Source organism: Mycoplasma bradburyae (assembly GCF_024338845.1).
Lineage (GTDB): Bacteria > Bacillota_I > Bacilli_A > Mycoplasmatales > Mycoplasmoidaceae > Mycoplasmoides > Mycoplasmoides bradburyae.
In genome coordinates this window covers 826,387-840,050 of sequence record NZ_CP101414.1, presented here as the reverse complement: position 1 = coordinate 840,050, position 13,664 = coordinate 826,387, and the positions used below count along the sequence as shown (strand labels likewise).

The following is a 13,664-nucleotide window of genomic DNA, read 5'->3' as shown; positions in this document are numbered from 1 at the left end:
ACTATAAGAAAGTTTCTAATGGTAAAAATGCTAAATAGCGCTTTTAAATAATTTCGATACTTAACGGTAAATTTAATGAAAAACAATATTAATTAAAGGTGATTTTTATACCTTTAAAATATCGATTATTAAACAAACCTATCTAATTTAGATTCTTAAAAAACAAGACAACCAATTTAAAGTAAATGAAAAATTTAAAAATAATAAATGTTACTAGAAACCAGTTTATTATATTCTTGCTATACATAGCAACAATGTTGTTTTCAAGCATTGGCATCTTTGTTTTAATGCTTAAATCTACTGGTAACGAATGAAACACATACGTGTTTTTATCGAAAGAAAATTGACAAATTTCTTTATTCTTACCCTTATTCTTCCTTGTTATTTTTAGTGTTGTTTCACTATCGATTTTAATGTTCGGTAATGAACAATATGAATTTAGTGAAGAAACCAAGAAGAATACTAAAAAGTTAAGTATTTATTTAGGTTTAATTGAAACAGCTCAAATGCTTGTTTGGACCTTAATTCTTTTAATTTTAATTACTTACTTTTATCCTGTTGATCAAGGATATGAATCAATTTATTCGGATTTAAAAAATAATACAGATTGAAATAGAGATAAATTATCTAATGGTTTAGGTTCAGTTATTGCTGTTAACTACAATTTATTCCGGGATTTAAAAACATCGCTTATTAGATATTCTGTTTTATTCTCGTATTTCTATAACCGTGATTCAATGATAGCTTGAAACATTGTTTATTTAGTGTTGTATTTATCATTATTCCTAACTTACTTTAAGTTATCTTTATTTAAGAAGAAACTTAAATGATTAGCTTTAATTCCGTTTATTGGATTCATAATTTATATGAATGAATCAAGCGAAATCAACCTTAAATCTATTAATGAAAAAAGCGAAAGTTACAAATGGTACTAAAATATGTTGGGTTCTAAAAAAACAATTTTCAAATTAAAAATCCCGAAAGAAATATTATTCTTTTCGTTATTCTTTTATGCATGTTGTTTAATATACACAATTTATTGAGCAGTTCAAATATTAAACTATAGTCAAGGTAGAGCTATAAAACTATCTGAAAAAACTGATGGAGCTTATTCAATTGATTTTAGTGCAGATAACTTGCAAAGCAGTGAAAGTTCAATTTCGTTATATATGGTTATTTCAGCAATATGTTTGGTAAGCTTTTTAAGTTTTAGTTTATTAATAGCTATAATGGCTAATAAAAATCCTTTTGTTTTTAACAAAAGGATTCAAAACTCTAAGCGTAATCTAACATTAACATTAGTAAGCATCGAGATCTCTACAATTTTATATGCAACTATCTTATTCTTTATGTTTTCTGAACTGCTTCGTGGTATTCATAAAGATACAATTATATTTGAAAATCATTCCTCTAACGCTTTACAGGCTGGATTAATAACGCAAGCATTTGATATAACAAGTTATAACCACACTCTTTCAGACTTCTTGATTTACATAAATTGTTTCTTATTTTTATTGTATTTAGGTTGTTCTCTATCTTACTTTAAATCTGGTGTATTCCCTTGACAACTTAGATTCTTAGCTTTCATTCCATTTGCTTCATTATTCTTTGTTAATAGATATATTAAAAAAGGATTAGAAACAGGAACTAACAAAGAAAAAGATTCTAAGAATATAAACGGATTTATAAAAATATCTTATATTAACAACGAGATAATTAACTCTTAATAATAAGAAATCAAGATTGAAAGTATAGTTCTATATCAATTAATAGCGTTTAAAGAATGAAAATTCAACTCTTGATAGATAATATTAAAAGTTCTAAAAATGAGTCGCTATACTATTCAAACTATAAATAATAATTACGCTTCTAATCATGAACACTAAATTTAAAACTATAACAATTAGCAAAACAAATTTAGCTATATTCTTAACATTCATAGCAACAGGTTTTATTGTAGGCGCTACTTTATTTTCTTTAATGCTGCAATCCTTTAAATATGAAAATGTTTATATTGGTCTAGATAAAGAAAAGGCTTTAATTTCTTTAATATTACCTGTTGTTTTCTTTTTTATATTTTCAGTGGTATCTGCTGGTTTTTTAATTAAGAGTAAAGAAAGATACGAATTTAATGAAAACATTAAAAATAATAAGAAAAAACAAATGTTTTATCTGTTACTAATTGAACTACTTCAATTACTAATTTGAATCGGAACAATATTGTTACTTATTTTTGTTTTCTTTCCGATTGGTGAAAACAATAAATTGTTTGTATCGTATAAGGAATTTTTCGGTACAAGCCAAGGAAAAATTGTTGATTTTGATGATATATACGCATTAAATGCAAGTAATAATAATTCAATAGCGGCTTTAAAAATATCAATTATTCAATTCGCTAGCTTAGCATCATATCATTTCAATCAAGCTTCATTAGCTTGATGAACCTTTGTGTATTTAATTCTTTATTTATCGATATTTTTAGCTTATGTAAAGACAGGTCTTTTCAATAAACGATATCTTACACTTATTCCATTTACTGGATTATTTAATCATTTAAAAGAGCCTTCAAACTCTGTAAAAACGCAAATAGTTTATAGTGAAAATTTAAACAATATATAGTAGGTATTAAAAATGTTAAAAAAAGAACAAACAGCTTTTTCTTTTAGAGTTTCTAAAAAAATATTAAGCTTATCAATCTTCTATCTGGTGTCTGTCTTAGCTTTTATTATTTTAGTTGTAACTAAGATGTTAACTGATAATTTAACAAAATTTAAAATTTCTCGAATAAATGAGAATTATTATACTCAATATTTTAATATCAATGACTGAGATTCAATAATTAGCGCATCATTGATGTCATTAGGATTATTATTTGGTCTAGTTAGCTTTTTTGTGTTTTTATTAGATAAAAATCCATATCATTTTCCAACGAAAATAAAAAACAATAAATGATCTCAAGCCTTAATATTAGGATTCATAGATATCTACAAAATTCTTATAGGAACCCTTGGTTTCTTTTTTCTAGTAACTTTAATATTTAAAGATAATCCTCCTGTTGTGCCTACATGGTACAGACCAGATTTAAAAAGAACTATGATAGAAAACGCGGATCCTATTAAAACTTTCTTTAGTTATCGAAATACATATTTAACAAATGAAAGTTATTTAATAAATGGAACAATATTCTTATCCTTAATTATTTTTGCTTGTTTATTAAGTTATGTAAAAGCAAGTGTTTTTTCTAGAAAAACAAGAATATTAGGAGTTCTTCCGTTTGCTTCATTAATTGTTAACTTAATCAAAAATAATAAAAAACAAAATATAGTTGAAATTAGATTCAATCCAATTGTTAATCCCTTATAGTTGTTAATAAATAACTAATGCTTCGGATAATTTTTTAAAAAATCTTAATTAGATAAAGTTAAAGAATTTATTTGAACAATCCAAAGAAAACAAATGCAGCACTAAAAGTGCTGCTATTTTTTTGCTTAATAATTAAATTGTTTTTTTCTTGAATTGATAAAAGCTAATTAAAATCTGAACAGTAAGGTGTTGTTATCCCGAATGTTGGTTTATTAACACCGAAATCTTTCATTATTGCTAATCTAGTCTTCTTATTAATAAAATAAGATATTGTTATTACCACTGATCAATAAACCAAAGGGATAATTGTGAATGAAGCTGCGCATAATGGATCATTTAGATGATTCATATTATCAAAGACAAGCAAATCATTTCTTATATCAGTTAAGAATATAACATTCCCATAAACAAAACTAAATAAGTTAGATACAACCAATCCATTAACAAAAACAAAGAGAATTGCATTGATAATTCAATAAAGATATATCAATGGATTGATTCTTTTTATAATCTTAAAATCTAGCAATCTTTCCATAGTTTTTATAAACCCAAAATAAGTTGCGCTACTAACTCATAAAATTGGATTTTTAGGAAAGAAAAAACCAAGAACAAAACTTACAAAAGAAAAATGATTAAGAACGATAGAATTTAAGTTTTCTTCGGCTAATATTGACGTATTGTTGGTTACATAAAATACGAATGGGTCTCTTAAAAATTGATAATTTTCTCTAGCTAAATTAACAGAAGCATTATATAAAAATATCGCTCTTAACTCTTCAATATTTAATGGTATTTCTGGATTCTTATCCAAACAATCTTTATATGATCTATCTAGAATTGTTTCCTTAATTTTTCAAATATACAAAAAGTTAAATAAAGATAACAATAAATAAGCAATTACAAAAACAACAAAAGTATTAAATGGATAAGGTAAATTAAAAGTTTTACCTCTTTCTACTACCAATGTAAATAAAGATAAAAAAGGTATCACCATAAAATAAAAAAGTGTTGAAGCAACAGTAACATGACCAGGTAAGCTTCTAAAATGATATCTTATATCAGCAGATTTAAAAACACTAGACCATGCTCTAGATATATGAACGATAATCCATAAATTAATAATAGGTATCAGATAGAAAAATCAAGGAATCTTACATTCCTTGAATTTATCTAAATATCACAGGTCATTACCTGTTCTTTTAATATCCATCTTAATATTCATTTTTACCTACCAACAATCTAAATGTTTTCAAGAATTCTTTGGTATTCCACATTATGTTCTTGAATAATTTTCTGCTTAATCTTTTTAATCATAAATTTACCAAAAACCATGTTAATTATTCTTATTAAGACTGGTGCTACCACTCCAAACACAGGAATAAAAATCAATAAATTTAGATAGTTCAAATTAAGTAATCCTTCTAAGAATAATTCGGCATATCCGCTATCTGCTTTAACATGTCCATATGTTAAAGCAAGAATAGAAAAATGTAATCAAACTAATGATGCTAATATCCCAAGAGCTGTTAGTGATCAATATAGATAATATAGCAAGCTTATTTTGTTTAGAATCTTTATGCCTAATAAAGATTCAGCTGATTTAACAAAACCTAAATATGCGTATGTGCTGTTATAAAAATTTGCTTTATGTATTCTTGTAAAGAAGATTGGAAAAGCAAATCTTCTTGCACTGGTTCCAAAATTATAAAAACCAGTAGTTTCTAAATAACGTATATAAGGATTATTATGTACTGATTTTAATCAATGTGGCTTTCTTAAGCAAAGAGGACCTTTATCAAAAAATTCTTCTAATGTTTCACCTCTTTCAATATATTCTTTATTAGATAGGTCAGAATCATTTAAATTACCTTGAGTATAGTCATATGCTTGAAAGAAATTTCTAAATTCATAACTTACTCCATAGGTTATATTTAATAAAAAAGTTTTAGCATATACACCAAGCATTGCTTGAGGTAGATCATCTTTATCTAGACAATATTTTATTAACTTTTTATAAGCAATGTTTTTAAAAGTATAAGCAAGAATTACCGTAAAAATATGGGTTAGTAAATAGTTAAATGAAAAAGCAATATCTAAATATATGAAAGTATCTTTTTCAAGATTCTTAAGGTTGAATGAAAAAGGTATTAATAATGATATGAACAATATTATGTGAAAGAGAATAGGTAATAATAAAACGCATCAAATATACCTATTAAAACTTTTTCTAATATTGTCACTATAAAACGTCCTGCTTCAAGCTGTTGTTATATTTTTATATACAAAAACATTAGCAAAAGGGCAAAGCATAAAGAATGGATTAATCTTTAAATTCTTATACTTAACCAAATGTCAATAATCGTATTGTCTTTGAGCGGGATGTAATTTAATAGACATTTTTTAGTAAGTAATTTAATGATTCTACCGAAGAATATCAACCATAAATAGTATCCACTGCTGAAACAATAATATCGCATACTGTTAAAAAAATTAATCCAGTGGGTGCGGCTCAAGATGTGGCTGTTACAACACCTTTAATAGTTAAACTGATTTTTTGAGCATTTTTGAATATGGAAACCATTTCCTTTAGATTTTTAATGGAATTAACTATATTTTTAGTTAATGAATATGTACTAAAACCAGATGTTATAAGTGATGATTGTTGAAAAACAGAAGATCCTAAATTTACGTTATAGAGCGTTCGCAAATCGTCAGTGTTACTCAAGGAATTTACTGCAGCATATTGACTTCAAGTAATAGCGGTATTAGCTATACAAACAGCGGCTTGTGTAGTTGCTGCTACAGCGCTAGGCCATGTAGCAAAAAATATTCAGTATGCAGCTGCAACAGCTACGGCAGAAGTAGCTATAATTGTTTGAACTTCCGCACTTCTTTTTATTGAATTTACATATTCATTCATTTTTTCTTTAGAAATACGGTTGTAATAATAATTGTTGGAATAACTTGCCAATTTTAAGTTTGCATTAATAGGTTTGTTATCGTTGTTTTTAATATTTTCAATTTGTTTATTTACTAAACTACTATATTCTTTTGCGCTCAAACCTCTTTTTCTAGCTAATTCAAGTAAATCATTGTAATCAAATTTATTTTCTGCTATTAAAATTGCATACTCTTTAGCTTTAGAAGAAAAAGCTTCCTTTGACACATAATTAGTTTTAGGTTGGTCGTTAACTTGTATTGAACTGTGATTGATTAATGTAGGGCTACCAAAATTTAAATCCATTGAATCCATTGTTTCAAGAAGGGATTTTTTATTAATGTTTTTGTTTGATGAATTTAAATAATTCTTTACAACAGAAAAATCGTATTTAATGTTTTCATTCGATTTCTTTACATCTTCATTTGAAACAAAAAGGTTGCTAGATTTCGAAAGCGGTAAAACTATAGTTGAAAATCCTAAAGCAAAAACAGGTAGTATAAATCATTTATTTTTTTTCATTAATAATCTCCTTATAAATAGTTTTTCTTAAAAATAAATACTAACTTTTTCAAGTTAGTATCATTATATTAATGTATTCCGAAAAATTCAATATTTTTTAAAAAAATAATAGTTATTTGCTTATTTCTTGTTTTAAAATAAATATATATTTTTAATATATATCTATATTCCATTGAAAAAAAGATACAAAAATCTTCAATTTTTTTAATAGATATAAGTCAGATTAATAAAAATGAATAACGATAACAAATACGATTCTTGATACGTTGAACAATATAGAAAACTAAAAATTCCTGTATTGTTAATGCTTGCACCTTTTATCAATTTTTTTATTGTTCAAAATATAACTTTAGCATGATCTGGAACATTAAATAACAAGACGATAAGAGAGAAAATGCAAAAACTTTCTTTTCTTATGTTTATCATGGTATTTGGTTTTTTTATCATGATTGCATTTTGCTTATACTTAATAATTAAAACAGAGTTTGATCCTGATATAACCAATCAAGATAAAATAACCTATAACTTATTTTTTTCAGCTATTCCTTACATATACCTTTTATTAACTTCAATTACTTTTTCATATTTATTGAAATTCTTATCGTACAGATTAGCAATTAAACATTGTGTTGATAAAACGCCAATGACGATAGATCAAATCAACATTCATAAACAATATTTTTATAAGACCTTAGAATCTAAACTAAATCGTCAAGTTTATATGTTCTTTAATGATGTTGATTTTTGCCTTTTAGGGAGAGGTTTTTACACTTTCTGAGAAACAAGAAACAAAAGATCTGCTCAACGTGATTTTAATCACATTTTTAATGGTTCTAGTTTATCAGCTCCTACATCAAATTTATACATTAACTTTTTTATAAAAAGATCTGCATTATTGCTTTATGCAATTGTTTTCTCTGCTAATCAATTGTTGCAAACTAATAACAAACCTAAAATAAGTTTTTTATTGGTATTCTATTGAATATTCATTAGATTACTATACGCTTTTTTATGGGTTTTTGGTTTATTTTCTTTAACGCTTTTTGCTACAGCTTTACAAGATTTATTAAATGATTTTTATGCAAAATATTGAACGATGCCTATTGGTGACAACACCCCTTACCATGTTGCTATCGCTAAAATGCTAAGTTTATCAAAAGAATCATTGACAATCTTATCATTACTACCTTTTATATTTCTTCCTATTACATATCTTATTGATTTAACGGCTTCAATATTTATCAACAAGAAAAAACACAATCAATATCTAGATATTTTTAAATCAACAAACAACCAAGTAAATTTATAATTCAACTTATATTATGTTCATGTTTATAAAAAACAATAACCCAAATAATATAATTTAATGATATATAATAAAGATAAGTGCTTTTGGATATAAAAAAGCATTTTTTTAATATCTCACCATAATGCGTAAAAAAATTATTTTGATTTGCGAGCAATGCTTGAATCGTAATTACACAACTACAAGATCTAAGCTCGAAACCACAAGACTAGTTCTTAATAAATATTGTTCTACTTGCAATCAAAAAACCGTTCATAAAGAATCACACTAATAAATAATTATTATGGATAATAAAAACAAAAACATTAACCTAAGAAAATCGCCTAAGGTTATTCTTGAAAGTTATCAAGACGATAACATTAAAAAAGAACAACAAAAGATTAAAGAACAAGCTTTAGAAGAAAAGAAGCTTAAAGAACAAAAAGAAGAAGAGGAATATCAAGAACAAAGACGTAGAGAAAAAGCTAACAAAGTTGCTTTTTCTTATCGTCTAAAACGTTGATGATTCGGGATGGAAAAAGAATCTCGAAGAATTTCTTGATGCACTCCTAAGATGTTGGTTACGAACTTCTTGATAGTAATTGTTGTTGTAGCTTTATTAACAGGTTTATTATTTGGGATTGACCAAATATTCTATTCGGTGGGAATTTTGAAATAAGAAATAATTAATTATTTAAAGATATTTAGTTAAAGAGAAAAGATATAAAAATTATGAGTAAGAAATCAACTGCGCAATGATATATTGCGACTACAACTAACGGTAACGAAGATTCAGTAATTAAAACGCTTAAAGCAAAAGTTAGAGCATTGCATTTTGAAGATCAAATTCTTGATTGTAAAGTAATTAAGTTTAGAAGTGTTGAAGAAACTATTTTTGATAGTAACAACCCAACACATAATATTCCGGCAACAATGCGTAATAGCACTTATGTTAAATGAGTAACAGTTGATAATGGAGTATTCAAAAAATACAAAATTACTGATACAAACAAATATCCTGGTTATATTTACATCAAAATGGAAATGAATGAAGCTGCATGATTCGCTGTAAGAAATACAGTTAACATCACAGGGATCGTAGGTTCATCAGGTAAAGGTGCTAAACCAATTCCAATTTCATCTTTAGAAGAATTAGAATTACTTAATGGTGAATCATCTAATCCGGATTGTCGTATTGTAATTACTCCTAATGCTGTAATTGAAATGGATCGATTACTATTCAATGAACGCGGGGAATTAGTATTAGATTCAGAAGAAAACAAAACAGTTATCAATAAGAAAACTACCAACACAGAATCTATTTATGGTGATTTGGATAGCGAAAAAGAAGAATTCAACAACAAAATTGAATTTAAAGTTGGTCACACTGTTGATATCAACTCAGGTGATTATTCTGGTCTTAGTGGTCAGATTTCTAGAATTATTGATCAAGATGAGTTTATTGTTGATGTTCAAATTTTAGGTAAATTAGTAAACGTTAAACTAAACCGAAAACAACTTAAATTATCAAATTAATATAATGAACTATTATGGGAATTAATGATACAAAATTTGATATAGTTGAGAGAAAAGTAAAGTTTTTAAGATTAAGAATTAATAGTTTATTAATATATAGCTTGATTTGAATTATTCTAAACATCAGTTTAATCTTTTTAATAATTTTTACTAAAGGACAATATGCTGATGCTCAAATTGCTTTTCTTAAATCAAACACTCAACTTAACCAAGAAACTTTAAGTAAAACTAAAATATCTTTAATTTCAGTAAGTGTTTTATTTGCTTTTTTAAATATCATCTTTTTCTTGATCAAGGTGCTATGAACCAATTTTGCGATTAACAAAAATAAAGAATTGGAAGAACATTACAAAATGAATTTATCTAAATTAAATAAGGTAATGTCAATAGGTCGTTTTGTTCCCTTCTTAAGTTTTATTGCTTACGGTAAGATTCTTAAAAAAGCAAGTGATTTATGAGTTGAATTGCAATCGGCTCTCGTTAATAAAAAAGATGAAATTAATCTTGGTGATGGGGTGAAAGAAACAAGTAAATCAATCAAGAAAAAGCATAAAAAGTCAAAAAATAAAGATAAACACAAAGATGATAAAGCTATAGTTAGTGTTGAACAACCTTCTTAACTCATAATGAGAAAAGCAGATCGTATAATTACGATCTGCTTTTATTTTGATTCTAGAATGTATTTTTTAATTGGTTTGCAAAGTTTATCAACTCTTGTGTAATTATAGGCGTGGTCTATGCGATTACGCATAGCTCTAGAAGAATCAATTTGGTGATTGAATACAAAATCACCATAAATATATTTAAGGTTCTCAATAAACTTATGATGATCCACCATAAAGCGTTTAAATTGAGTTATTAATAATTTAATGTGTTCTTTTTTAGGAACTAATGATAAGAAAGCATTTATTTCTTGTTGGGTTATACCATCTTCGTAACGATCAACATTAATTGTAAAAAAACAATGATCGCTCATCTTAATAATCGCGTTATGAATAGGTTTATCCTTATAGTTCAAATCTATTACAACATAATGATATCTTTCATGCTTGATATCCTTAAAAAGTTTGCTTATAATTTTTGCTTGTTGTTTTTCTGTTATATCCTTAAGTCATTTAACGAGATCAGAATTGATATCAAACATATCAAAAGGATAGAAAGAATAAAAATGTCTCATAGCGCGATTAAGTGTAACTTTTTCTAGGATATAATCCTTAGCTAAAACTTGATCTTCCTCTTCATTTGGTAAAAAATTAAGTTTGTTATCAAATCCTAAATATAGAACCTTATAACCTTCGGTAACTAATGAAATAACCAAACCTATAGCAGTCGACGTTTTGGCTGAATTTTTTATTGTCGATGTTACTGTTATAAACTTAGTGTCTTGCATCTTCAATTAATTCTTTTTTAATTTTGCTTCATTCCCTTGGGTATTTATTTGAAGCTTCTGTTTTTTTATTATAAAAAACATTAACTAAAAAATAATTATTAAATTCATATGAATCACAAATATTTAACTCTAAACCTAAATCAATTAAATGATTGCTAGCAAAATTAATTTCATTTTGATACCCTTTTGATTTAAAGTGAATAACCTTCCCATTAATCTTTAAAAGTTGTGTTGAAAGTTCGTTTAAAACAGCTATATTTGAAACAGCTTGAGAAAAAACAAAATCAAAACTTTGTTTATATTTATTTAAAAATTCATTATCTTCTACTCTTGAATTTAGAGCAACAATATTACTCAAATTAAGCTTATTTATCGTCTCTTTAATAAAATTAACTTTTTTAGCGTTTGAATCCAACAAATAAACGTCTAGATTAGGATAGATTATTTTAATTATCAATCCAGGAATTCCTGCACCTGTTCCTATATCAATAACTTTTAGTTCATTATTGAAAAAATGGTTAACTAATGAATTAGCTATCAGAACACTTTTAACCCCTAACATTTCAACAATAAGTTCTTTAGTTTTATAACCGGTTAAATTAAATAATTTGTTATTTTTATAAATTTCTTCCAAAAAGAAACTTATATCAGTTAATTGTTTATCTGATAAAGAAATATTTAAATTGTTTAAAGAAGTTTTAAGCGTCTTAAGCATTTTGTTCTAAGTGAGTTTTTAACGAAATAATATCAGCCAAATTAATACCACTAATTCTTTTAGCTTGAGCTAAATTAAATGGTCTAATTTTATTTAATTTATCAATAGCTTCGATCGATAAATTTTGAACATTTCTATATACGATATCTTCTGGTATTTTGATGTTTTCTAAATTTTTTAAAGAGTTAACAATTCTTATTTCTTTATTTATATAACCTTCATATTTTACGGTAATTTCGATATTTTTTAATAACTCTTCATCGAAATTAGAGTAATCAAACTTAATAGTTTCTAATAAATTAACTAATTTAATTTCAGGACGTTTTAAGAAATCATAAAGTGAAAAATTAGTATTGTTTGTAAATGCTCTTAATTGTGAATACATACCAATTTTTTTATCTTTTAAGAATTCAATTAATTCATTCTTTTTTCTTAAATTTTCGTTATATGAATCTAATTGTTCTTTAGTTATAGTGCCTATCTCATAACCCTTATGAATTAATCGTTCTAATGCATTATCATTTCGTAATAATAATCTGTATTCAGCTCTTGAAGTTAATAATCTATAAGGATCAGTAACTCCTTTGGTTACGATATCATCGATCATAACGCCAATATATGCTTCATCTCTAGATAAAACTAATAACTCTTTATTATTGATTTTTTGGTTAGCATTTATACCTGCTATTAAACCTTGCGCAGCCGCTTCTTCATAACCACTAGTTCCATTAATTTGTCCGGCAAAAAAGAGGTTTTTTATTAATTTTGATTCTAATGAAGGATATAGTTGAATAGGGTTAATTGCGTCATATTCAATTGCATAACCATATTTCACAACTTCTGCTTTCTCTAGCCCTGGTAAAAGATGAATTATTTTATCTTGTATCGATATATCTAATGAACTTGAAAATCCGCTTAAATAAACTGTATCTAGTTCAAGAGATTCTGGTTCGATAAAGACTTGATGTCTAGATTTATCTGAAAATCTTACAATCTTATCTTCAATGCTTGGGCAATATCTAGGACCAACACCTGTTATATTACCTGAATACATAGCTGATAATTGAAGGTTATCGTTAATTAATTTATGAATTTTTTCATTTGTATGAATTAAATAACAAGGTAACTCGTAATTTATAAATCTCTCTTTTGATCAATGCGAAAAATATAAATCGATTCCATTACCTGGTTCAATTTGTAGATCTGAATAATTAATTGAATCTTTTTTAATACGAGGAGGAGTGCCTGTTTTTAATCTAATTAATTCGAATCCAACTTCTTTTAACCAATCAGATAAATTAGTGGAATTTTTAAAACCTTCTGGACCCTCATTATTTACATTTTTACCGTGAAATGTTAATGATTTCAGATACGTACCTGTTGTAATTATTACTGCATCTGCTTGTATTTTTTTATCACCATTTACTATAACACCTTTAGCGGTATTTTTATCAGTTAAAATGCTTGTTACTTCACCTTCAACAAGTTCAATATTTTCATTATCTTCAATTTGTTTTAAAAATCATTTTTTATATTGAACCTTATCGATTTGAAATCTTAAACATTGAACGCCAGGTCCTTTAGATGAGTTTAAGATTTTTCTTTGTAAGGCTGTATTATCAGCAGCTTTAGCTTGCATTCCGCCTAATGCATCTATTTCTCTTGTAACAATTCCTTTTGCTGGTCCACCAACAGAAGGATTACAAGGACAGTTTCCTACATAGTTTTTATCTAAAACGCATAAGTAAACTTTATTGTTCAATTTTGAAAGAATAAAAGCAGCTTCTAAACCAGCATGACCTGCTCCAACTACAACAAATTTATGCATATGTCATTAGATTTTGATTAAATTAATAATAATCTTATCTTAAAAAATAGATTAATTTCAAAAGAAAATTAACAATTTATTATAAAG

Annotated in this window: 15 protein-coding genes; 9 read left to right on the top strand and 6 right to left on the bottom strand. The window is 26.1% G+C overall.

Features of this window, described 5'->3' with window-relative positions; genetic code table 4:
• The first annotated feature begins 185 nt into the window (after positions 1–185).
• The 4 genes from NMG68_RS03335 to NMG68_RS03320 all read left to right on the top strand — a co-directional run bounded on the left by NMG68_RS03335 (position 186) and on the right by NMG68_RS03320 (position 3,363).
• Positions 186–935, top strand: coding sequence for a hypothetical protein (locus NMG68_RS03335; RefSeq protein WP_255034552.1), 750 nt, complete (start codon positions 186–188; stop codon positions 933–935).
• 3 nt (positions 936–938) lie between these two features.
• The gene (locus NMG68_RS03330) at positions 939–1,727 is read left to right on the top strand and encodes a hypothetical protein (protein WP_255034551.1); all 789 of its coding nucleotides are present in this window, start codon (positions 939–941) and stop codon (positions 1,725–1,727) included.
• Positions 1,728–1,875: 148 nt separating this feature from the next.
• Positions 1,876–2,619: a hypothetical protein gene (locus NMG68_RS03325; protein WP_255034550.1), complete on the top strand. Its 744-nt coding sequence runs from the start codon at positions 1,876–1,878 to the stop codon at positions 2,617–2,619.
• Positions 2,620–2,631: 12 nt separating this feature from the next.
• Positions 2,632–3,363 (top strand): hypothetical protein, encoded by a 732-nt coding sequence (locus tag NMG68_RS03320; protein WP_255034549.1) that lies wholly within the window; start codon positions 2,632–2,634, stop codon positions 3,361–3,363.
• A gap of 163 nt (positions 3,364–3,526) precedes the next feature.
• Here NMG68_RS03320 and NMG68_RS03315 read toward each other — a convergent pair whose 3' ends face one another.
• The 3 genes from NMG68_RS03315 to NMG68_RS03305 are packed head-to-tail and all read right to left on the bottom strand — an operon-like array spanning position 3,527 to position 6,823.
• Positions 3,527–4,573 carry a hypothetical protein gene (locus NMG68_RS03315; RefSeq protein WP_255034548.1) on the bottom strand — a complete coding sequence of 349 codons (1,047 nt, stop codon included), beginning with the start codon at positions 4,571–4,573 and terminating at the stop codon, positions 3,527–3,529.
• A 29-nt stretch (positions 4,574–4,602) separates the two neighbouring features.
• Complete coding sequence (locus NMG68_RS03310) at positions 4,603–5,760, bottom strand: hypothetical protein (RefSeq protein ID WP_255034547.1); 1,158 nt, start codon at positions 5,758–5,760, stop codon at positions 4,603–4,605.
• Positions 5,750–6,823 carry a hypothetical protein gene (locus tag NMG68_RS03305; RefSeq protein ID WP_255034546.1) on the bottom strand — a complete coding sequence of 358 codons (1,074 nt, stop codon included), beginning with the start codon at positions 6,821–6,823 and terminating at the stop codon, positions 5,750–5,752. Before NMG68_RS03305 ends, NMG68_RS03310 begins: the two co-directional genes overlap by 11 nt.
• A gap of 232 nt (positions 6,824–7,055) precedes the next feature.
• Here NMG68_RS03305 and NMG68_RS03300 point away from each other — a divergent pair, with 232 nt between their 5' ends.
• From NMG68_RS03300 to NMG68_RS03280, 5 genes are all read left to right on the top strand, one after another.
• Positions 7,056–8,132, top strand: a complete 1,077-nt coding sequence (locus tag NMG68_RS03300) for a hypothetical protein (RefSeq protein ID WP_255034545.1) — start codon at positions 7,056–7,058, stop codon at positions 8,130–8,132.
• Between the two features lie 121 nt (positions 8,133–8,253).
• Positions 8,254–8,400: a 50S ribosomal protein L33 gene (gene rpmG / locus NMG68_RS03295; protein ID WP_222926288.1), complete on the top strand. Its 147-nt coding sequence runs from the start codon at positions 8,254–8,256 to the stop codon at positions 8,398–8,400.
• Positions 8,401–8,412: 12 nt separating this feature from the next.
• On the top strand, positions 8,413–8,787 hold the full coding sequence (secE, locus tag NMG68_RS03290) for a preprotein translocase subunit SecE (RefSeq protein WP_255034544.1): 375 nt from the start codon (positions 8,413–8,415) through the stop codon (positions 8,785–8,787).
• 53 nt (positions 8,788–8,840) lie between these two features.
• The gene (gene nusG / locus NMG68_RS03285) at positions 8,841–9,644 is read left to right on the top strand and encodes a transcription termination/antitermination protein NusG (RefSeq protein ID WP_255034543.1); all 804 of its coding nucleotides are present in this window, start codon (positions 8,841–8,843) and stop codon (positions 9,642–9,644) included.
• Between the two features lie 14 nt (positions 9,645–9,658).
• A complete protein-coding gene (locus tag NMG68_RS03280) occupies positions 9,659–10,264 on the top strand; it encodes a hypothetical protein (protein WP_255034542.1) in 606 nt (201 codons plus the stop codon).
• A gap of 41 nt (positions 10,265–10,305) precedes the next feature.
• On the opposite strand, the gene NMG68_RS03275 is transcribed toward NMG68_RS03280, so the two are convergent.
• Genes NMG68_RS03275 through mnmG form a run of 3 tightly spaced genes read right to left on the bottom strand, consistent with a single transcriptional unit; the run spans position 10,306 to position 13,577 of the window.
• Complete coding sequence (locus NMG68_RS03275) at positions 10,306–11,034, bottom strand: ParA family protein (RefSeq protein WP_255034541.1); 729 nt, start codon at positions 11,032–11,034, stop codon at positions 10,306–10,308.
• On the bottom strand, positions 11,021–11,749 hold the full coding sequence (gene rsmG / locus NMG68_RS03270) for a 16S rRNA (guanine(527)-N(7))-methyltransferase RsmG (RefSeq protein ID WP_255034540.1): 729 nt from the start codon (positions 11,747–11,749) through the stop codon (positions 11,021–11,023). The genes NMG68_RS03275 and rsmG overlap by 14 nt, the downstream gene beginning before the upstream one ends.
• Entirely contained in the window at positions 11,742–13,577 is a 1,836-nt protein-coding gene (gene mnmG / locus NMG68_RS03265; protein WP_255034539.1) for a tRNA uridine-5-carboxymethylaminomethyl(34) synthesis enzyme MnmG, read from the bottom strand. The genes rsmG and mnmG overlap by 8 nt, the downstream gene beginning before the upstream one ends.
• Between the last annotated feature and the right edge of the window lie 87 nt (positions 13,578–13,664).